The 21,286-nt window shown below is 66.0% G+C and carries 19 protein-coding genes; 4 read left to right on the forward strand and 15 right to left on the reverse strand.

The window, feature by feature from the left end; translation table 11 throughout:
* Positions 1-161: 161 nt before the first annotated feature.
* From rlmB to Cocul_RS10285, 8 genes are all read right to left on the reverse strand, one after another.
* Complete coding sequence (rlmB, locus tag Cocul_RS10250) at positions 162-1,112, reverse strand: 23S rRNA (guanosine(2251)-2'-O)-methyltransferase RlmB (protein WP_055123194.1); 951 nt, start codon at positions 1,110-1,112, stop codon at positions 162-164.
* Positions 1,113-1,154: 42 nt separating this feature from the next.
* On the reverse strand, positions 1,155-2,543 hold the full coding sequence (gene cysS / locus Cocul_RS10255) for a cysteine--tRNA ligase (RefSeq protein WP_055123195.1): 1,389 nt from the start codon (positions 2,541-2,543) through the stop codon (positions 1,155-1,157).
* Positions 2,544-2,568: 25 nt separating this feature from the next.
* Entirely contained in the window at positions 2,569-3,345 is a 777-nt protein-coding gene (nagB, locus tag Cocul_RS10260; protein WP_055123196.1) for a glucosamine-6-phosphate deaminase, read from the reverse strand.
* A gap of 96 nt (positions 3,346-3,441) precedes the next feature.
* A complete protein-coding gene (locus tag Cocul_RS10265; protein ID WP_055123197.1) occupies positions 3,442-4,593 on the reverse strand; it encodes an N-acetylglucosamine-6-phosphate deacetylase in 1,152 nt (383 codons plus the stop codon).
* A gap of 21 nt (positions 4,594-4,614) precedes the next feature.
* Positions 4,615-5,397 (reverse strand): FadR/GntR family transcriptional regulator, encoded by a 783-nt coding sequence (locus Cocul_RS10270; RefSeq protein ID WP_245622221.1) that lies wholly within the window; start codon positions 5,395-5,397, stop codon positions 4,615-4,617.
* Between the two features lie 472 nt (positions 5,398-5,869).
* Positions 5,870-6,343, reverse strand: a complete 474-nt coding sequence (gene ispF / locus Cocul_RS10275) for a 2-C-methyl-D-erythritol 2,4-cyclodiphosphate synthase (protein ID WP_082422318.1) — start codon at positions 6,341-6,343, stop codon at positions 5,870-5,872.
* Entirely contained in the window at positions 6,343-7,164 is an 822-nt protein-coding gene (gene ispD, locus Cocul_RS10280; RefSeq protein WP_055123199.1) for a 2-C-methyl-D-erythritol 4-phosphate cytidylyltransferase, read from the reverse strand. Before ispD ends, ispF begins: the two co-directional genes overlap by 1 nt.
* Entirely contained in the window at positions 7,148-7,741 is a 594-nt protein-coding gene (locus Cocul_RS10285) for a CarD family transcriptional regulator (RefSeq protein ID WP_055123200.1), read from the reverse strand. The genes ispD and Cocul_RS10285 overlap by 17 nt, the downstream gene beginning before the upstream one ends.
* Before the next feature lie 249 nt (positions 7,742-7,990).
* On the opposite strand from Cocul_RS10285, the gene Cocul_RS10290 reads away from it, so the two are divergent.
* Positions 7,991-8,587: a hypothetical protein gene (locus tag Cocul_RS10290; protein WP_055123201.1), complete on the forward strand. Its 597-nt coding sequence runs from the start codon at positions 7,991-7,993 to the stop codon at positions 8,585-8,587.
* A gap of 97 nt (positions 8,588-8,684) precedes the next feature.
* Positions 8,685-10,136 carry a DNA repair protein RadA gene (radA, locus tag Cocul_RS10295; RefSeq protein ID WP_055123202.1) on the forward strand — a complete coding sequence of 484 codons (1,452 nt, stop codon included), beginning with the start codon at positions 8,685-8,687 and terminating at the stop codon, positions 10,134-10,136.
* Positions 10,137-10,139: 3 nt separating this feature from the next.
* Here the strand turns inward: radA and Cocul_RS10300 are convergent, their stop codons facing one another.
* The 3 genes from Cocul_RS10300 to Cocul_RS10310 are packed head-to-tail and all read right to left on the reverse strand — an operon-like array spanning position 10,140 to position 12,265.
* Positions 10,140-10,850, reverse strand: coding sequence for a DUF7974 family protein (locus Cocul_RS10300; protein WP_069723625.1), 711 nt, complete (start codon positions 10,848-10,850; stop codon positions 10,140-10,142).
* A 52-nt stretch (positions 10,851-10,902) separates the two neighbouring features.
* Positions 10,903-11,640 (reverse strand): YoaK family protein, encoded by a 738-nt coding sequence (locus Cocul_RS10305; protein ID WP_055123203.1) that lies wholly within the window; start codon positions 11,638-11,640, stop codon positions 10,903-10,905.
* Between the two features lie 4 nt (positions 11,641-11,644).
* A complete protein-coding gene (locus tag Cocul_RS10310; RefSeq protein WP_055123204.1) occupies positions 11,645-12,265 on the reverse strand; it encodes a carbonic anhydrase in 621 nt (206 codons plus the stop codon).
* A 56-nt stretch (positions 12,266-12,321) separates the two neighbouring features.
* On the opposite strand from Cocul_RS10310, the gene Cocul_RS10315 reads away from it, so the two are divergent.
* Both Cocul_RS10315 and Cocul_RS10320 read left to right on the forward strand, forming a co-directional pair.
* Positions 12,322-13,188, forward strand: coding sequence for an HhH-GPD family protein (locus Cocul_RS10315; protein ID WP_211257126.1), 867 nt, complete (start codon positions 12,322-12,324; stop codon positions 13,186-13,188).
* Between the two features lie 113 nt (positions 13,189-13,301).
* Positions 13,302-14,690: an ATP-binding protein gene (locus Cocul_RS10320; protein ID WP_055123206.1), complete on the forward strand. Its 1,389-nt coding sequence runs from the start codon at positions 13,302-13,304 to the stop codon at positions 14,688-14,690.
* A gap of 106 nt (positions 14,691-14,796) precedes the next feature.
* On the opposite strand, the gene Cocul_RS12020 is transcribed toward Cocul_RS10320, so the two are convergent.
* From Cocul_RS12020 to Cocul_RS10335, 4 genes are all read right to left on the reverse strand, one after another.
* Positions 14,797-14,970 carry a DUF4236 domain-containing protein gene (locus Cocul_RS12020; RefSeq protein WP_082422292.1) on the reverse strand — a complete coding sequence of 58 codons (174 nt, stop codon included), beginning with the start codon at positions 14,968-14,970 and terminating at the stop codon, positions 14,797-14,799.
* 242 nt (positions 14,971-15,212) lie between these two features.
* Entirely contained in the window at positions 15,213-16,844 is a 1,632-nt protein-coding gene (locus Cocul_RS10325) for an ABC-ATPase domain-containing protein (RefSeq protein WP_055123207.1), read from the reverse strand.
* Between the two features lie 33 nt (positions 16,845-16,877).
* Entirely contained in the window at positions 16,878-19,490 is a 2,613-nt protein-coding gene (locus tag Cocul_RS10330; RefSeq protein WP_055123208.1) for an ATP-dependent Clp protease ATP-binding subunit, read from the reverse strand.
* 295 nt (positions 19,491-19,785) lie between these two features.
* Positions 19,786-21,264 carry an MDR family MFS transporter gene (locus Cocul_RS10335; RefSeq protein ID WP_055123209.1) on the reverse strand — a complete coding sequence of 493 codons (1,479 nt, stop codon included), beginning with the start codon at positions 21,262-21,264 and terminating at the stop codon, positions 19,786-19,788.
* Positions 21,265-21,286: the final 22 nt, after the last annotated feature.

Here is a 21,286-nt window from a genome sequence, read left to right on the forward strand (position 1 = left end):
ACCAGGAGGGGAATGGAAGTGGCCCCCAGGATTACTCGCCGGATGCCGATGCCTGGGGTGCGCCGCGTTCTCACCCATCGCGCATAACAACAGCCCCGAGCGCTCGGCCCGGGGCTGTGGGGGATGGTGCGCCCGCCTACACGAACGCTCAATTTAAAACTTTACCCCGCCACCCGCCGCTGCCGCGCAAACTCGGAGAGCACCGCCCCCGCCGCCACGGAGGCGTTGAGGGATTCCACCCAGGGTTCCATCGGAATGGACATCAGCACGTCGCAGTTCTCCCGCACCAGGCGGGAGAGCCCCTTGCCCTCGGAGCCGATCACGATCACCACGGGGTCCGTGCCGCCGTCGTAGGTATCCAGGGTGTGCTGCCCACCCGCCTCCAGGCCCACGATCTGATACCCGGAGCGCTTGAACTCCTCGATGGTGCGGTTGAGGTTGGTGGCGCGCGCCACCGGCAGGCGCGCGGCGGTTCCGGCCGAGGTGCGCCAGGTGACCGCCGTGACGGAGGCCGAGCGCCGCTCGGGGATAATCACGCCGTGCCCGCCAAAGGCCGCCGTGGAGCGGATCACCGCGCCCAGGTTGCGGGGGTCGGTGATGTTATCCAGGATCACCACCATGCCGGGCTTGCCGGTTTCCGCGATGCCGCCGATGAGGTCATGGACGGTGGTGTATTCGTAGGGCGGGATTTGCAGCCCGATGCCCTGGTGGAGGGTGTTGCCGGTGAGGTTGTCTAGTTCCTGGCGCTGCACCTCCACCACGGAGATGCCCCGGGCGTTGGCGATGGCCACGGCCTCGGAGAGGCGATCATCGTGCCCGGTGCCTATGGCCACCAGCAGCCCGGTGGCGGGAACCTTGGCGCGCAGGCATTCCACCACGGGGTTGCGCCCCACCACCAGTTCCACGGTGTCCTTATTCTTGGTGTGCCGCCCGGAGTTGCGGCGCTCGCGCTCTAGTTTCCGCTGATGAGCGGCGTGGTACACGCGGTCCTCGGCCTTGGGCGTGGGGCCCTTGCCGCGCAGGCCCCGGCGGCGCTGCCCGCCGGAGCCCTTGGTGGCTCCCTTTTTGTTGGTCTTGCGCAGGGCACCGCGCCGCTTATCGTTTCCGGGCATGTATTCCTCCGTGTGCTTTCCTTGTTTCCGGTGTTTCCGGTCTCAGCGTTCCTTGAGCGCCCACTGCGCGCCCTCGGGGGTGTCGGTGACCTCGATGCCTGCGGCGGCGAGGCGATCACGCACCTCGTCGGCCACGGCCCAGTTCTTTTCCGCGCGGGCCTGGGCTCGCCTCTCTAGTTCTGCTCGCACCAGAATATCCAATGCCCCGTGCGCGGCCTCGCCGGTGCCGGTGTCCTCGGCCCAGTCATAAGGGTCCACGCCCAAAACGCTCGTCATGGCGCGCACCTGGGAGCCGATCTCGCGGGCGCGTTCCTCCTCTCCTGCCGCCAGGGCGGAGTTCCCGGCGCGCACGGCGGTGTGAATCTCCGCGAGGGCGCGGGGCACGGCGAGGTCCTCGTTCATGGCGGCGTCGAAGGCCTCCGGCCGGGTGCCCAGGGGTACCTCGCCCAGGCGGCGCAGGAAATCCTCTATGCGGCGGTATCCGGCGGCGGCCTCGTGCAGGGCGGCCTCGGAGTACTCCAGCACGCTGCGGTAATGGGCGCTGCCCAGGTAGTAGCGCAGTTCCACGGGGCGCACCAGGGTGAGGATGTGCGGCACGGAGAGCACGTTGCCCAGGGACTTGGACATCTTCTCCCCCGCCATGGTCACCCAGTGGTTGTGCAGCCAGTACTGGGCGAAGCCGTCGCCTGCGGCATGGGACTGCGCGGCCTCGTTTTCGTGATGGGGGAATTGGAGGTCCAGCCCGCCGCAGTGAATATCAAACTCCCCGCCCAGGTAGTAGGTGGCCATCGCGGAGCATTCCAGGTGCCAGCCGGGGCGGCCCGCCCCCCAGGGGGTAGGCCAGGCGGGTTCGCCGGGTTTGGCGGCCTTCCACAGGGCGAAGTCGCGGGCACCGCGCTTGCCTCGGCAGTCCGTTTCGCCCTGTTCCATGTCCTCCACGCGGTTGCCGGAGAGCGCACCATAATCCGATCCCTCGGCGGCCACCCAGGCCGCCACGTCGAAGTACACGGAGCCCTCGGCGGGGTAGGCATAGCCGGCGTCGATAAGCCGCCGCATGTACTCCACCATCTGGGTGACGTGCCCGGTGGCGCGCGGCTCCACGGAGGGCGGCAACACGCCCAGGGTGTTATAGGCCCAGGTGAACTCGCGTTCGTGGGTGCTCACCCATTCCCACCAGGGGCGGCCGTTCTCGGCGGCCTTGGTGAGGATCTTGTCATCAATGTCGGTGACGTTGCGGACAAAGGCAACATCGTATCCCTGGGCGCTCAGCCAGCGGCGCAGGATGTCAAAGGCCACGCCGGAGCGCACGTGCCCGATGTGCGGCTGAGACTGGGGGGTGGCCCCACACAGGTACACGCTGGCCTTGCCTTCGCGCAGGGGGGTGAACTCCCGCAGGCTGCGGGTACCGGTGTCATAGAGGCTGAAAGTCACGCCTCTTAGTGTAACTCCCCGCAGGTTAATAGCGTTGCCAGGAGGGCTTGTGCTCCTCCACGTAGCGGTAGTAGGGGGCGTCGTGAAGCAGCGAGGCCGCCTCCGCGTCCACCAGCACCGTGGCGTGGCGGTGCCATTGCAGTATCGACGCCGGGCAGGCCGCCGCAAGCGGCCCCTCCACCAGGCGTTGCACGGCCTCGGCCTTGCGCTGCCCGGTGGCCAGCAGAAGGAGGTGGCGGGCGCGCTGAATGGTGCCCAAACCCTGGGTAATCACCTGGTGCGGCACCTGCTCCGGGGAGTCGAAGAAGCGGGAGTTATCCGCCACCGTCTGCGGGTGCAGGGTCTTGATTCGGGTGAGCGAGTTGAGGGAACTTCCCGGCTCGTTGAAGCCGATGTGCCCGTTGGTGCCCACCCCCAGCAGTTGCAGATCCACTCCGCCCGCGGCCTCAATATCGCGCTCGTAATCCGCGGTGGCGCGGATCAGATCCTCCGCCATGCCCGCGGGGGAATGCACGTGCTCATCGTGTACGTCAATGTGCGCGGTGAACTCGCGGCGGATCGTGGCGTGATAGCTCTGCGGGTGGTCATAGGGCAGGCCAATGTATTCGTCGAGCAGGAACATCTGCGCCTGGGCAAAGCTTAAGCCCTCCTCCCGGTGGCGGCGGATCAGCTCGCGGTAGGTGGCCAGCGGCGTCGAGCCGGTGGAAAGCCCCAGGGTGGAGCCCTCGCGCACGTATCCGGCGATGATCGTGGCGGCCTGCGCGGCCACCTCCTGCGGGGTGTCCCTGATGAGGATTTCCATGATCCCGCTCCTTATCCTCGGTTCCTCTTCCTGCCCATCATTCTTACCGCTATTTGCCCCGGGCCGCTTTTCCCGCTTCTCCGGCTTCCTCCCGCGCTAGTTCGCGCCGCCGCTGCGCTCGCCCGCGAGCCACACCCCCGTCACCTTCCCCTGCGCGCCCAAGGACACAAACGTCGCGGGCATACCCGGACGCAAATCCCCGGCGCTCCCCTCCAACCCCAACACCCGTGCCGCGTGGGTGGAAGTCAGGCGCACCGCCGCCACCGCGCCGTGGCGGCGGTGATAGTTCCAAAATTGCTGGGCCAGGGTGCTCGTTCCCCCCGCGATCGCGCCCGGCTCGCCGCCCTCGGTGCGCAGGCGCGCCACCGCCTCGCGCACGCTCACCCGCAGCGGCCCCAGCTGGTAATCGCCGTCCGGCATTCCGGCCGCCTCCATCGCATCCGTCACCGCCAGGGCGCGGGCGGGGGCGGCGGCCGTCACCATATTCACGGTGGCGTCGTGCAGGTGCACCCCGTCCGCGATCAGTTCCACCCAGGCCTCCTCCCGCGCGGCGGCCTCGATCAGTGCCGCCGCGGGGCCCGGCGCCCGATGATGCAGCGGCGGCATACCGTTGAACAGGTGCGTGGCCGTGACGGTCACGCCTCGCTCCCGGGCATAGCCCAGGATTGCCCTCACCTGCGCCGCACTCGCGTCCGTGTGCCCCAGCGAGGCGACGATCCCGTGCTCCGCGCACACGTCTATCAGCTCCCGCGCCCGCGCGGTCTCCGGGGCGAAGGTCACCTGCCGGATCGTGCTTTTCGACGCCGCGATCCATCGCCGCAGCATGTCCGGGTTCCCCGGTTGGATACGGCTGGGGGCCTGCGCCCCGCAGCGCGCGGTGTTAAGAAACGGCCCCTCCAGATGGAGGCCGTGTATTTCCCCCTGCTCCACCAGTTCCCGCAGCACGCCCACCTGGCGGCTCAGTTCTTGCTCGGTGCCGGAAACCAAGCTGGCCAGCATGGTGGTGGTGCCGTGGGCGCGGTGAAAACGCACCGCGCGCAGGCACTCCTCCGCGCTGCCGGTGGGAAAGGCCCCCCGAAAGCCCCCGTGATTATGCAGATCCACCAGGCCGGGGATCACCATCGCCGCCTCCCGGGGGGCGGGGCCGGGGAGTTCCGTGATGCCCGTGATGATCCCGCGCTCCCAGGTCAGGCGCGCGTGCGGGTATTCCCTCTGGGCGGTAATAATGCGACCGCTGATCTCAGCCATGATCGCACTCTAGCCCCACCCCTAATTTTCTGCCTTCTCGGCGCCCTCTCCCGAGCCTTCGGTGCCTTCGGCGGCGTCGGTAAAGCCCCGTTCCTTGGCCTGCTTCTGAATCATCACGCGCAGCGGGGCGTAGTGCTGGCGCACGGCCTCCTCATAGGCCAGTACGTCGCCCTCGTGCAGGGCGTCGAGGATGCGCAGGTGCGCCTCCACGGTGCGCTGCGTGTTCTCGCTGCCATCGAGCCCCAGGGCGGGTGCCACCGCCGCGTGCACGCGGCTGAACACCTCGGTGAGCTCCTGGATCAAGGGGTTGGATACCTTGGCCATGAGCTGATTATGGAACTCCTGGTCGCGCGCGGTGAAGGGCTCGTCCCCCTCGCGTTCCTGGCTCATCGTCTCCGCCAGGTCGCGCAGCTTGGCCTCCGTCTCCTCGTCCAGGGCGTCAATGAGCTGACGCCCCAGGGAGATGTCCAGCGCCTCGCGGGCGTCCACGAGGGAGAGCAGGCCATCAAAGCTTCGCTCCGCCTCCAACACCGTGCGGAAGATCAGCCCATTGACCAGCGGCTCCAAAGAAATCTGGGAGACGTAGGTGCCGTAGCCGTGGCGCACCTCCACGATGTCCAGGGTGGACAGGATGCGCATGGCCTCGCGGATGGAAGAGCGGGAATAACCGAGCTGTTCGCACAGCGTCGCCTCGGAGGGCAACACGTCGCCCGGGGCGAGCTGATTGGAACGGATATATTCCTTAATACCTTCCATCGCCGTCAAGGCGGCGGAAGGAGTCCTGGCATGCAGGGTCAGGGGCATATGCTCAACACTCTTTCGCTTACGCGCGGCACCGGGCTCATGGGTGGTGAGCCGCAGGGGCCGCCTAATCAGATGTCTGACGCTATACGTTAAGCATAACGGAAGAAGTAAATAAGCACCACCTTTGCTAGGAAATGCCCCCCCCCCTGAATCCGAGGCCACCCACGGAAGAGACGCCACGGATACCAGGAGAAAGGGCCCGCAATAAAACGCCCCAGCCACCGGGATAACCGCAGGTCACAGCGCTGGAAGCCGACTCCGCCTCGCGCCAACCAACACAAAGCACACCCGGGCGGGATGAATAATAAAGATGTGGTCACTGCGGCTTCGCCGCGTCCGACAGCCAGAACGTGGTTATATTGCCGCCCCGCCTCCGAGCCCTAAGCGCACCGATAAACCCCTCTTTGCAAGATTGTGCAACAATTTATTTTCACTTCCCGCGCCTAAGCACACAGAGAATCACCGTAGCATCTTAAGGTTTTTCCCATACCACCGCCGTAGCCACGGCGGCGCGACCCTCCCCGCGCCCGGTAAAACCCAGGTGATCGGTGGTGGTAGCGGACACGGATACCGGGGCACCCACCGCCTCGGAGAGTACCCGCTGCGCCTCCTCCCGGCGCGGCCCCATCTTCGGCGTCTGCCCCACCATCTGCACCGCGGCGTTGCCCACCACGTACCCGGCGCGCCCTATCTCCGCCACGGCCTCGCTCAGGATCCGCACCCCCGAGGCTCCCGCATACTCCGGCCGCCCCACCCCCACGAGGATACCGATGTCCCCCAGACCGGCGGCCGAAAGCAGGGCGTCCACGAGAGCGTGGCTCACCACGTCCCCATCGGAATGGCCCTCGCAGCCCTCCGCCTCCGGGAAGAACAACCCCGCGATATAACACGGCTTGCCCGGCTCGATCCGGTGCGCGTCCGTTCCAATACCCACGCGGGGAAGAATCACGATCCGTCTCCTGTCCTAGTTTCTTCAGGCGCTTCCTCAGAAGCACCGCAGCCCGGGACGTCAAAGACCGTGGGCTCCGCCTCGTCCACGATGGTGCGGGCCAGCATCATGTCCAGCGGCGTGGTCACCTTGAACGCCATCGGGTCGCCGGGAACGCAGGTCACCGGGTGCCCCCGCCATTCCAGCAACGAGGCATCGTCGGTGGCCACGAAGCCGGGATCATCCTCCGCAAAGTACGCGCGATTAGCCTCCCGCAGCGTGGCCAGATCAAAACCCTGGGGGGTCTGCACGGCGCGCAGCAGCGCCCGCGAGGGGGTTTCCGCCACCGTCGAGCCCTCCGGGGCATCGATCCGCTTGATGGTATCGGCCACCGGCAACACGGGGATCACGCCCACGTTTCCGGCCAGCACGGAGCGGGTAACCCTGGCCACCAGGCCCGGCGGGGTGAGCGCGCGGGCGGAATCATGAATGAGCACCACGCCCTCGGAGTCATCAATGGCCTGGAGGCCCTGCCATACGGAATCCGCCCGCTCACCACCCCCGTGCACCAGCCGCACGGGCACCTCGCCGTTGCGCAGCAGGCCCCGGCGATCCAGCAGATCGGCCGCATAGGCTTCCATGTCCGGGCTAATGAGCACGATGATCTCATCCACCACGCCGGAGGTAATCATCGCCGTGGTGGAACGCTCCACCAGGGAGCGGCGGCGCAGGGTGACAAAGGCCTTGGGTATAGCGGCCCCCAAGCGCGTTCCCTTGCCTGCGGCCGCGATCAGGGCGGTGACCCGGCGGCCGCGGCCGGTGTTAGTCCTCGTCCTCATCGTCAAAGTTGAGGTCATCCAGGTTCACGTCAAGGTCATCGGCCTTGACCTCGGCGTCCGTGGTGGAGATGCCGGCGGCCTCCTTGTGGCGCTTGATTGCCTCGTCCACCTCGTTCAGGAAGGCATCGGCCTTATCCTTATCCTCGGTATCGGCCAGGGCGATCTCCCCCACCAGGATCTGCCGAGCCTTGGCCAGCATGCGCTTCTCACCCGCCGAGAGGCCGCGATCCTGATCGCGCCGCCACAGATCGCGCACCACCTCGGCCACCTTGTTCACGTCGCCCGAGGCCAGGCGCTCCTGATTGGCCTTGTAGCGGCGAGACCAGTTACCGGCCTCTTCCACGTCCGTCTCGCGCAACATGCCAAAGACCATGCGCAGGCCCTCATCGCCCACCACGTCGCGCACGCCCACCAGCTCGGCGTTCTTGATGGGCACGCGCACCACCAGGTCGGATTGATTGATCTTCAAAACGAGGTACTCTAGCGTTTCTCCGCCGATCTCGCGCTGCTCGATGTTCTCGATGACGGCGGCACCGTGGTGCGGGTAAACAACGACGTCCCCGACCTTGAAATCCATTCCCCACTCCTTGAGATCCACTGAGGTAAAACGCGAGCACAGTTGCGGCCCCAGCGCCGAGCGATCCCCGAGGTTGGACGGGCTCCCTGGCGAGGGCATAACAGATTCATCATCCTACCACGCCCGCCTCGCGGATACCGGCCCATTCCTCCGCCCAATGGATACCCCCTGCCTACCTCACTCAACTAGGACAGGCCTGTGAGAACGGCTAGGGTGGAGTGTATTAACTGTGTTTTTCCGCAAGATCGCATGGAGGACAATCCCGTGAAGCCCCTGAAGTCCGCCGCCCGGCGCGGCGGTGTCATCTCCGCAGCCGCACTTTCCGCGCTCCTGCTGGCTTCCTGCTCCGCAGGCCAGGTGACGCAGACCTCGGATCAGGTTGCCGCCGTCGATGGCGCCACCGCCCACAGCGAGGACGAGGCCGTGGCCCTGCGCGATGTCACCGTGATCGTGGCCGATTCCGGCGAGGCCGCCCTCAAGTTCACCGCCATCAACCAGGACACAGGAACCACCGCGCATCGCCTGCAATCCGTGAGCGTCAACGGCAAGCCGGTGCGCGTGGATCAGACCCCGGACATCAACCCCGGGTGCAGCCTAGTGGCGGACTCCGCAGCGGGAATCGCGGATCTCAACAAGGACGTGGACGCCGGCTGCATCGACTACACCGCCACCTCCCTGGAGAACGATAACTTCGCTCCCGGAGGCAACGCCGAGGTGCAGTTCACCTTCGATAACGGCACGATCCCCGTCACCGCCACCATCTCCGCCCCGAACCTGGACTCCGGCACCGTGACCCGCGACTTCGACCGCTACGGCGAAAACGGCAAGGCACACGAGGAACACTAGGGCTGAAGCGGGGGCTTATCGACGCACCCCCGCTCGTTCGAACAGGAAAACGGCACCGAGGGGGCGGTGTCCCGGCCATCCTCTATGGTTCTAGGGCATGGCGAAAAAACCGCGCAGCATCCACACCTGCACCGAGTGCGGATATTCCTCCCCCAAGTGGCTGGGCCGCTGCCCAGAATGCGGGGCTTGGGGCTCCATGCAAGAATCCGCCCCGCCGCTCAGCGCGGCCGGGGCAGCGAGGGGGCGTGGGGGCTCGCTCGGCGGGGGCTCCGGCAAGCACGGCGCTGCTACCGGCCTCACGCCCACCTCCCCCGCCGCCCCCATGACCACCATCAGCGCAAATACCACGCGCACCATTCCCACCGGGATCGGGGAGCTAGATCGCGTGCTGGGCAGCGGGATCGTGCCCGGCTCCGTGGTGCTCATGGCCGGGGAACCCGGCGTGGGAAAATCCACCCTGCTGTTAGAGGTGGCCGCCCGCTGGGCCGCACAACCCACGGAAGCCGGGGCCGAGCAGAAAACCCGCACCGCCCTCTACGTCACCGCCGAGGAGTCCGTGGGGCAGGTGCGGCTGCGCGCCGAGCGCACCGGGGCGGTGCGCGATACCCTCTACCTGGCGGCAGAACCCAACCTGGACGTGGTGTTCGGGCACGTTCACCAGGTCAAGCCCTCCCTGCTCATCGTGGACTCCGTGCAAACCATGCAGGCCGACGGCGTGGAGGGCGTGGCCGGGGGCGTGGCGCAATCCCGCGCGGTGACCGCCGCGCTGACCACCCTGGCCAAGACCACCGGGATTCCCATCCTGCTGGTGGGGCACGTGACCAAGGACGGCAACGTGGCCGGGCCGCGCGTGCTGGAACACCTGGTGGACGTGGTGCTGAACTTCGAGGGGGATCGCCATTCCAGCCTGCGCATGCTGCGCGGCATCAAGAACCGCTTTGGGGCCACGGACGAGGTGGGCTGCTTTGAACAGACCGCCGGGGGAATCCGCGAGGTACCCGACCCTTCTGGCCTATTTCTCTCCCACCGGGATCACACCCCGGACGGCTCCGCCGTGACCGTAGCGATGGACGGCGTGCGCCCCATCCTGGCGGAGGTTCAATCCCTGGCGGTGGACTCCCCGGCCAAGAACCCCCGCCGGGTGGTCACCGGCCTGGACTCCACCCGCGTGCCCATGGTGCTGGCGGTGCTCACCGCCCGCGCCCAGATCAACACCCACACCAAGGACGTGTACGTGGCCACCGTGGGCGGCATGAGGATCGGGGAACCCGCCACGGACCTCGCCGTGGCGATGGCCACCGTGTCCACCATCGCGGAAAAACCGCTGCCCGCCCGCACCGTGTTCATCGGTGAGGTGGGCCTGGCCGGGGAACTGCGCCGCGTCCTTTCCCTGGAGCGTCGCCTTCAGGAGGCCGCCCGGTTGGGTTATGCCCGGGCGGTGGTACCCGCCGGAGAGAAGATCGCGGTACCGGGGATAAAGGTGAGCCCCGCTTCCACGGTGGCGGAGGCCATCGCGGCGGCGGGGCTGAAACAGAAAGAGGGGAAATAAAGCTCAGGCGAGGTTAAACGGCTGCGCCGGGGAGGCGTGTTTGCCGATCACCGCGTGCAGGTAATAGGAACCCGGTTCCACGGGGGTGCGGGCCTCGCACTGCTTGGGCGCGGACGTGGTGCGCGACCACACCGACTCAAAGTGCCGTTCCTCCCCCTTGGGGAAGGAACGCTGGCCGGAGCCCTCCGAGGGATTGCAGTCCACGTCTGCCCATACTCGGGAGTTATCCGCCATGGAGTACACCTCAAAGCGCAGGGTTTCCCTATCCAGGTCAACCTCGCAATCCGCCCCGGTGGGGTTCTTGACCGTCATATAGAAGGTGGGCTTCTCCCCCTGGCGGTAGGTGGACTGCGAGGTGGCGGCCGTGATCTGGAGATCATTGAGTTCACAGGTGCGCTTCTCCGCCGCCGCCACGGTGCTGGGGGCCGCGCTGGGTTCCTCGCTCTCACGCTCCTGCTCGGTGGTCTCCCCCGTTTTCTCCGCCGAGGATTCTTCCTGCCCGGAGGTCTCGGCCGCGTCGCTCGGCTTCTCGCTCGAAGCGGCCGCCGGGGCGGCGCTGGTGGGCGCGGGTTGTTGTTCTTCCTCGCCACCGCCGCCCAGGGCCACGGCGGCCCAGATCAGGGCGATGGCTACCACGAGGACGATCACGGCGGCGGCCACGCGGCGTCGCACGTAGATCTCTTGGGGAAGGCGACCTGGTTGTTGCGTGCTCACGCCTTCCCACTCTATGCGGTTGAGCCCCGAGCCGAGGGAAAACCACGCCGTTTTAATGCCCGTCCTTGCGCATGAGGGAGGAATGATCCATCCGCCACGTCACCGCCGTCATGGCCATCGCCCCCAGGCAAAGCAGGAAGAGCGCGTTTTCCACCCCCTGATGGTAAAAGGTGGCCCCGCCCACCGCAGCGCCGAACACAAAACCCAGGTACGTAGCCAGTTGCGGGAACCACATCCACTTTTGTTTGCCCGCGATGTGCAGGGCGATGCCCTGGCCGATCTTGACCAGCGTGCCCGTGACATAGGACAGCGGCATGACCACTTGGCCGCGCCTGCTGATCGAGGTGTTGAGCGCGCCGAGGCCAAAGGCCAGGAACAAGATGGGGGTGGGGGTCAACCCGCTTTCATGGTTGCCCGCCCAGAGGTCGGAGAGAAAGGCCAGGATGATGGCGATGGTGGTGACCACCATCGCGCCGTGGCGGGCGTGCGACCACAGGTAAATGCGCGCCAGGGTGGCGGTCAAGGCGCCGATGACAAAGACCACCACGGCGCTCAGCGCGGCCAGGCCCGCTCCCGTGCTGCCGTGGATGGGTTCCAGCACCATGCGCTCGGTATTGCCGGTCATGAAGGTGACATACCACCCGGAGGAATACAGCCAGGCCGCCGCCCCCGTTGCTCCCGCCAGGCTGGCGAGCATGACCCCTAAGAAAAACTCCCGAAGGTTGTAATACGGGGCCATGTAGTCATAGGTGCCGTCGAGGATCTCTCGCCACACTTCTCTCCGCTTCATGGCATCAACTCACCCCATGCGTGGCCACGGTTTCCACGTGGCCGTCGGCAAGCATATAGCGCAGGCCCACCACGCCAATCTCCCCGCGCTCGATGTGCTCCGGCAGGTGCGGGAGGCGGTGCATGAGCTGTCCGATGGTCTCCGTGACATGAATCCGCTCGTAATCGCTCTTGCTGTGGCGATCCTCCCGGCGCGCCGCCAGGATCGAGGGCGTCACGCGCTCCACCAGGATGCGCTGCCAGCCATCGGGAATCTCGCCGTTATCCAGGGCGTCGGTGGCCGCCGCCACCGCGCCGCAGCTCTCGTGCCCCATCACCACGATCAGCGGCACGCCCAACCCGTCCACGGCGTATTCCAAGGAGGCCAGCACGGCGGGGTCGGTGATCTCGCCCGCCGTGCGGATCACAAAGAGATCACCAAACCCCACGTCAAAGATCAGCTCCACGGGCACGCGAGAATCGGAACACGCCAACACCACAGCTGCCGGGTTCTGCCCCGTGCGCAGCGTCTCGCGGCGGTGATCGTCACGGTGGGGGTTCTTTTCCTGCGCCGCACAAAAGCGCTTGTTGCCTGCCTGAAGGGCCTCCCACACGGACTGCGGGGAGGCGTGAGGATACAAAGTCATAATGTGAATAATCTTACATAACTTCGCCCCTCATACCGCCCCCTTATACTGCGGTGGTGACCACCCTCCAACACGACGTCATCGCCTGGTACCGCACCCACGCCCGCGATCTCCCCTGGCGGGCTCCCGGCACCACGGCCTGGGAGGTGCTGCTCTCCGAGGTGATGAGCCAACAAACCCCGGTGGCGCGCGTGGAGCCCATCTGGGAGCAATGGCGGGAGCGCTGGCCCACCCCAGCCGACTTCGCCCGAGCAGGCCGCGACGAGGTACTGCGCGCCTGGGGCCGCCTGGGCTACCCCCGCCGCGCGCTACGGCTCCACGAATGCGCCGCGGAAATCACCCGCCGCTTCCACGGGCAGGTTCCCGACGAGGTCGAGGACCTACTGAGCCTGCCCGGCATCGGGGAATACACCGCCCGCGCCGTGGCCTGCTTCCACTACGGGCGCAACGTGCCGGTGGTGGACACCAACGTGCGCCGGGTGTACCGCCGCGCCATCGAAGGGCGCTACCTCGCCGGCACCGCCTCCAAAAAGGAACTCGCCCAGGTAGGCGCGCTCCTGCCCGAACAAGACGGCCCCACCTTCTCCGTGGGACTCATGGAATTAGGCGCGCTCGTGTGCACCGCCTCCTCCCCCTCCTGCACGATCTGCCCACTACAAGCGCGCTGCGCCTGGGTGGCGGCAGGCAGCCCGCAACCCAGCGCGGAAGAAAAGAAACGCCGCCGCGTGCAAAAGTACACCGGCACCGACCGCCACGCCCGGGGCACCATCATGGCCCTGCTGCGCGGCTCGGAATCCGTCACCCAGGCGCAGATCGACGTCGCCTGGCCCGACGCCGCCCAACGCTCCCGCGCGCTATTCGGCTTGCTTGACGACGGCCTCGCGGAGCAGCTTGACGACGGCACGTTCCGGTTGCCGCGCTGAGGGGTACTAGAAAGCTACTGGAAAGCAAGCTTTCCAGTAGAAATGGTGGTTCACCTGCGGGTTTTCCAGCTACTTGAAACTACTTGAAAAATTTTCAAGTAGGATTTGAGGGCATGAAAGACATGTCTCTTGACCAGGTCACGACCCGCGCGGAGGACCAGTGGTTTGATCGAAAGTCTTTCGAGATCAAGCCAAAGGACCTCGCAAAAGCGCTCGTCGGCCTTGCCAACGCCGAGGGAGGGATCATCGCCTGGGGAATCCGCGACCGCAAACTCCAAGGAACTCCCACCCCAGATCAAGACAACGCCATGCGCCAAGCCACCCTGGATTTCACCGATCCCACAGTGGAAGTGCGTTCCACCCGCCTCAGCGGAACCACCCCAGACGGTAAGCCTGCACAAGTGATTCTGCTCAAGGTGTCACCCAGCCCCCGGGTGCATTACCTCACCAACGGCGAATGTTGGCTGCGCGTGGGCGATGAGACCAAGCAACTCAAGAAGATTGAGGAAATCCAAGAACTGGCCTACTCCAAGGGCGAGCGCACCCACGACTCCACCCCGGTAGCAGATACAAGCGTAAATGACATTGACCCTACCCTCTTGCAGAAATACGCCAGCACCATTGGATCAAGCAGCCCCGACAATGCACTGCGAGCACGCCATCTGCTCACCCGAGCAGACAACGCAACCGTCGGAGCCATCCTCATGCTCGGCAAGGACCCCCAAGAGTTCTTCCCGCACGCCACGATACGGGTGCTGAAGTGGGCGGAAAAGGATCGCCACTACGGGCGCAATCAACTGCTTGAGGCGGATCGTCATTTCACCGGCACCATCCCCTCCCAGATCGAGGAGGCGAGGAAGTACATCCTCTCTCTACTCCCCCACACCTCCCGGCTAGGACACGAGGGGAAATTCATCAAAGAACCCGTAGTCCCCACCGACGCATGGCTAGAAGGGCTGGTCAACGCCGTAATCCACCGCTCGTACAGCCTCATCGGAAACCATATCCGCTTTGAGATCTACCCCGACCGCATAGAGATCACCAATCCCGGACGCTTTCCCGGCCTTGCAGACCCACGCCACCCGGAAAGCATTAGCCGCTTTGCCCGCAACCCCACCATCGCGCGCATGGCCTCCGAACTTCGCATCGGACAGGAACTCGGCGAGGGGATTCGCCGCATTTTCTCAGAAATGCGCGCCGTAGGCTTCACCGATCCCGCTTACAGCCAGACCAACGGCACGGTCACCCTCCGGCTAGGCACTACCCGAAGGGTAAGCGAACAGCACCTCGCAACCCTTCCCACCGGAGCAGCAGCCGTGCTGACCGCTTTACAACGAGCAGACACGCCACTCGGCACGGGCGACATCGCCACAATGGTTAATATGAGCAGGCCCTCCACCCGCAATGCCCTCACCGCCTTGCGAAACGCCGGATACATTACGTGGCAGGGGCAATCACCCCGCGATCCTCGCGCCACGTGGGCCATCAAGGACGCCCTCTAGGGTTACTAGAAAGCTACTGGAAAGCTGGCTTTCCAGTAGAAATGGTGGTTCACCTGTGGGTTTTCCAGCTACTTGAAACTACTGGAAAAATTTTCAAGTAGCTCTTCTACTTCTTCCACCGGCCCCGGAAGTTCAGGCCACCGGGCAGGTTCACCCAAAAGCCACCACGGCTATTCACCGTGATCGGCCCGATCTTGGTGGAGGCCGAGGCCCCCGAGCCGGAGACGTTGATCCAACTGTTCTTGCCCGTCTTTTTCCTCTTGCGGTACTGCAGACCCATCGCTGTTGGTTCCTCTCCTCTTAACTAAGTACTGCGGGCAATCCTACCGAGGTCTGGTACACACCCCACCGGGTGTGGGAACACAGTGATGCTCAGGAGTCACACAGTGGCAGAGAAAGGTGACCGCAATGCGCTGTGTGACGGTTGTGAACCTCATCAGTCACACAGCGGCAGCAAAAGATACTTGCATTTCGCTTGGTGACCCGTGGGATTCACACCAGTCACACAGCGACGAGGAAAAATCACTCCACCTCCAACTCCCTATACCTATTCACCGCCGCCATGATCTCGTGAACCCGGGGCCGGGCATATAACCCCGGGTGACCCCGGTGCGGGGAGAGGGCGTCGAGGCCCTGGGCGTCGATAAGCGCCGCGATCTGCTCTACGGCCTCCCGCAGCGATTCCCCCGAGCCCAGGCGACGCTCCAGCAGGTCAATCGCGTGGGCGATGCCGGTGGTCTGGGCTTGATCCACTAGTTGTTCGGCGGGGCCGAGGTCGATGGTGGCCTTGCCGTATCTGATGAGGGCACGGCCCTTGGCGGCGGCGGGTTTGCGCTTGCCGGGGGCGCTCAACTCCACGGGCACGCGCGGGGCACCGGGGCGGAACCTTATCGACGTCGATGGTGCCTCGCCGCCGAGGTCGTGCGCCCGCTCGGTGACGTCGGAGACCCGGTAGGCGTCGAGGCCGATCACGTGATCGGCCACGGGGAAGAACGCCCCGGAGCCCCCGGCCACCAGCACGGTGGAGACCCCGGCGTCGCGGTAGAGGGCGCGCACGGTATCCACGAAGGGGGTGATCGGCTCGCGGTCGGCGCTGATGAGGGCGCGCATGCGTTCGTCGCGGATCATGAAGTTGGTGGCGGAGGTGTCCTCGTCGATGAAGAGCGCGTCCGCCCCCGCCTCGATGGCCTCCACCAGGTTGGCGGCTTGGGAGGTGGAGCCGGAGGCGTTGGTGGTGGAAAAGGCGGTGGTGTCCTCCCCGGAGGGAAGGTTGTTGATGAAGGCGGAGATATCCGCGCCGCTGACCGCACGGCCGTCCTCGGCGCGCACGGAGACCGCCGCCGGGCGGGTAATCACCCATTCCCGGCCGTCGCCCTCGATGTGGGGGTACACGCCGCGCTCGACGGCGCGCAGCAGGGTGGACTTTCCGTGGTAGCCGCCGCCCACGATCACAGTCACGCCCTCGGGGATTCCCATGCCGGTGAGCGTGCGCCCGCTGGGCAGGGTGACCTCGCGGCGCAGGGTGGGCGGGGAGGCAAAGGGCACCGCGCCGTCCAGTGGCTCATCGCTGTCCCCGGAGCGGCGCGGCAGCACGGCTCCCTCCCCCACGAAGGCCACCAGGCCCATCTCCGGGAGTTGGGCGCGCAGCCACTCCTGATCCCGGTGCAGGCTGACGTGGCGGTCTAACTCCTGGGTGTCCACCCGCAGCAGTTTCTCCGCCACGCCGGGCAGGGCCTCGGTGAGGATCGTGGCGGCCAGGCGGCCCTTGATCCTCCGGCCTGCGGCGGGCAGCGCCACGGTGAAGCGCACCAGGGCGTGATCCTCGTGCGCCTCGGCGGTGGTGCGCTCCAGGATTTGCTGTCCGATGCGCCCAATCTGGATATCCCGGCTTCCCCGGGCGGCCCGGTCAAACACGCGGGTGAGGTAATCGGCGGCGGCCACCCGCTCGCCGCGCCCCCGGTATTGCCCGAGGCTCAGCGGTAGGCGCAGGTGGGCCAGCGAGGGCGGCGCGTACGGATCGACCTGGGCGCGATCGAGGGTGAACTCGATCCCCCGGCCCAGGTCATAGGTGGTTCCCGTCAGATCGCGATAAGCCCCGTAGGGCTTGCCGTCGAGGCGGGTGAGATCACGGTGTAGGTCGTTGCGGTTTTTCATCGCCTCCCTGTTTACCAGGGAGGCGCCGCCACGCTACTCGGAGTCCTGCGTGACCTCGCGCACCTCCTCCTCCCGTTCCTCAAAGGCGTCCTCGGGCAGCGGCTTGGGGCGCGGGGTGAAGGTGAACTTGGCGTCCTGGGTCTCCTTGGAATCGCCGTCCCAGCCCTCCACGTCCACGGTGACGATCTCCCCGGCGCCTAGCTCGCCAAAGAGGATCTTCTCGCTCATGGCGTCCTCGATCTCGCGCTGAATGGTGCGGCGCAGCGGGCGGGCTCCCAGCACGGGATCGAAGCCGCGCTTGGCCAGCAGGCTCTTGGCCTTCTCCGTGAGTTCGATGCCCATGTCCTTGGCCTGGAGCATCTTTTCCACGCGGCCGATGAGCAGTTCCACCATCTGCACGATCTGATCCTGGGTGAGCTGGTGGAACACCACCGTGTCATCAATGCGGTTGAGGAACTCGGGTTTGAAGTGCTTCTTCAGCTCGTCGTGCACCTTGTTCTTCATGCGTTGGTACTGGGCGGCCTCGTCGTTCTCCGAGGAGCCGGTGAAGCCCATGCCCACGGCCTTGGAGATGTCCTGGGTGCCCAGGTTGGAGGTGAAGATCAGCACGGTGTTCTTGAAGTCCACCACGCGGCCCTGGCCGTCGGTAAGCCGCCCCTCCTCCAGCACCTGAAGCAGGGTGTTGTAGATCTCCTTGTGGGCCTTTTCGATCTCATCGAAGAGCACCACGGAGAACGGCTTGCGGCGCACCTTCTCGGTGAGCTGGCCGCCCTCCTCGTAGCCCACGTATCCGGGGGGAGCACCGAAGAGGCGCGAGGCGGTGAAACGATCATGGAACTCGCCCATGTCGATCTGAATGAGGGCGTCCTCCTCGCCAAAGAGGAATTCCGCGAGCGCCTTGGAAAGTTCCGTCTTGCCCACGCCGGAGGGGCCGGCGAAGATGAAGGAACCGGAGGGGCGCTTGGGGTCCTTGAGGCCCGCGCGGGTGCGGCGAATGGCGCGCGCCACGGACTTCACGGCGTCATCCTGGCCGATGATCCGCTTGTGCAGTTCCGCCTCCATGTTCAGCAGGCGCGTGGACTCCTCCTCGGTGAGCTTGAACACCGGGATGCCCGTCCAGTTGCCCAGCACCTCAGCGATCTGCTCCTCGCCCACCTCGGCGATGTCCTCAAGGTCGCCGTCGCGCCACTGCTTTTCCTTCTCCGCGCGCTCCTCGCCCAGCTTGCGCTCCTGATCGCGCAGGCCGGCGGCCTTTTCAAAGTCCTGGGCATCGATCGCGGCTTCCTTTTCCCGGCGCACGGCGGCGATCCGCTCGTCCACCTCGCGCAGGCCCTCCGGCGCGGTCATGCGCTTGATGCGCATGCGGGCGCCGGCCTCGTCGATGAGGTCCACGGCCTTATCGGGCAAGTAGCGGTCGTTGATGTAGCGATCGGAAAGCCGCACGGCGGCCTCCAGGGCGGAGTCGGTGATGGAGACGCGGTGGTGCGCCTCGTAGCGATCCCGCAGGCCCTTGAGGATCTCCACGGAGAGTTCCACGGAGGGCTCGGGAACCTGCACCGGCTGGAAGCGGCGCTCCAGGGCGGCGTCCTTCTCGATGTGCTTGCGGTACTCATCGAGGGTGGTGGCACCGATGGTCTGGAGTTCGCCGCGCGCCAGCTTGGGCTTGAGCAGCGAGGCGGCGTCGATAGCCCCCTCGGCGGCACCGGCACCCACCAGGGTGTGAATCTCGTCGATGAACAAGATGATGTCGCCGCGCTGGTTGATCTCCTTGAGCACCTTCTTCAGGCGCTCCTCGAAGTCGCCGCGGTAACGGGAACCGGCCACCAGGGAACCCAGATCCAGGGAGTAGAGCTGCTTGTCCTTGAGGGTCTCCGGCACCTTGCCGTTGACGATGTCCAGGGCCAGGCCCTCCACCACGGCGGTCTTGCCCACGCCGGGCTCGCCAATGAGCACCGGGTTGTTCTTGGTGCGGCGGCTGAGCACCTGCATCACGCGCTCGATTTCCTTCTCGCGCCCCACCACCGGGTCAAGCTTGCCGTCCTTGGCGGCCTGGGTGAGGTTGCGGCCAAACTGATCTAAGACGAGGGAATTGGAGCGGTCACCGGAGGAGCCGCCGCGTCCGCCGCCACCGGGCCCGGCGGCGGCACCCGCACCCACGGGGCCGCCCTGGGGAGGCTGGTTGCTCTCCGGGTTCGTGCCCTGGCCGCCCTCGTACCCGGAGAGCAGCTGGATCACCTGTTGGCGCACGCGCGGCAGATCCGCTCCGAGCTTCACCAGCACCTGGGCGGCCACGCCCTCGCCCTCGCGGATCAGGCCCAGCAGCAGGAACTCCGTGCCGATGTACTTGTGCCCCATCTGGAGGCCCTCGCGCAGGGAAAGCTCCAGCACCTTCTTGGCGCGGGGGGTAAAGGGAATGTGGCCCGTGTGCGGCTGGGAGCCGTGACCGATAATCTCCTCGACCTCTCGGCGAACATCGTCGAGGGAGATGCCCATGGATTCCAGGGCCTTGGCGGCCACGCCCTCGCCCTCGTGAATGAGGCCGAGCAAAATATGCTCGGTACCGATGTAATTGTGGTTAAGCATGCGCGCTTCTTCCTGCGCCAGCACGATGACGCGGCGCGCGCGATCGGTAAACCTCTCGAACATTGTGGTAATCCCTCACTTCATCGTTCGTTATTGTTTCACCTACTCTAACGCCCGGGTGGGACGAAAAAATGCGCCCGCGCTCCCCACCCCTGCCCAATCCCCCACAAAATCGACCTTCGCGCAGGTCACGGCGCTGTACGCCGGTAGCGAACAGCACCTCCAGCCCGCCCCGCCACCACTATCGACGCCCCCAGCACCACCGCGCTAGGCCACAGGGAAACTAGGCCACAAGGAAAACGGCAAAAAGGGAGGCCATGCCCCGCATGGCCTCCCGACACTCCAGCCTACGGCTGGCCTAGTGGGCGGACGCCCCCTGCGCGGAAGTGGGTACCCGCCGCACAAAGAAGGAGAGCACCAGGGCCACCACGGCAAAACCCGTGCCCAGCAGGAACGCCCAGTGGGTGCCGTGGGCGGTGGCAACCTCCACGGTCTCACCGCTAGCCATCGCGGTCTTGGTACCCCGGCCCAGCATCATAATCAGCAGCGCGGTTCCCATCGCGCCGGCCAGCTGCTGCACCGTGTTCAGCGAGGCGGAACCGTGGCCATACAGGTGTGCGGGCAGGGACCCCAGGGCGGTGGTCATCAACGGCGTGATGGAAAGGCCCAGGGAAACGGAGAAGCACATGTGCATAATCATGACGGTGAGCAGGGTGCTGCTCTCATCGAGGGTGGACATCGCCGCCAGGGAGCCCACCAGCAGCAGCAGGCCGGGGAAGAGCAGCGGGCGCGGGCCCACGCGGTCAAAGATGCGACCCACAAACGGGGAAAGCAGGCCGTTGAGCAGGCCGCCGGGCAGCAAAATCAGCCCGGTGGTGCGCTCCGAGAAGTCCAGAGACGTTTGGAGATACAAAGGCAAGATGGTCACCGCGCCCAGCAGCGCGCCAAAGACCATGAGCAGGACGGACACCGGGATGGTGAAGTCACGCAGGGTGAAAACGCGCAGGTCCAGCAGCGCCCGCCCCGAGGGAATCAGAGCGCGCTGGCGCAGCACGAAGGCCACGAGCGCAGCGATACCCACCACGGCCAGGGTGATGACCCGGCCGCGCAGGGTGCTCTGCGGATCAAAAAGCTCGCCCAGGGAACTCAGGGCGTAGATCAGGGAACCAAAGGCCACGGCGGAGAGCAGCACGGAAAACACGTCCAGGGGCGTGGTGGCCGTCTCTCCGATGTTGCGCAGGAAGATCAGGCCGCACACCAGCACCACCGCCACCAGCGGCACCATCACCCAGAAGAGCCAGTGCCAGGTATAGGACTCCAGGATCAGGCCGGAAACCGTGGGGCCCAGCGCCGGGGCCACGGCCATCACGATGGAGATGGTGCCCATCACGGTGCCGCGCCGCTGCGCGGGCACCACGGTCATCGCCACGGTCATCAGCAGCGGCATGATGAGCGCCGTGCCCACCGCCTGCAAGACGCGCCCGGCCAGCAGCACGCCAAAGACCGGGGCCGAGGCCGCCACCACCGTACCGGTGAGGAAGGAGGCCAGAGCGGCCAGGAAGATGGTGCGGGTGCTCCATCGCTGCAACAGGTAGCCGGTGGTGGGGATCACGATGGCCATCGTGAGCATGAAGCCGGTGGTGAGCCACTGGGCCTCCTCCGCTTCGATGCCAAAGTCCGCCATGATGGCCGGGAGGGCCACCGAGAGGATCGTTTCATTGAGGAACATCATCATGGCGGCAAAGACAAGCACCACCAAGACGACGATCACGGAACCGGGGATCTTCACGTCCTCAGAAGAAGAATTTCGAGGCGCGGAAGGCTCATTATAGGGCATTAAGCAGGCCTTTCCACTATTT

Source organism: Corynebacterium oculi (genome assembly GCF_001412105.1).
Classification (GTDB): Bacteria; Actinomycetota; Actinomycetes; order Mycobacteriales; family Mycobacteriaceae; genus Corynebacterium; species Corynebacterium oculi.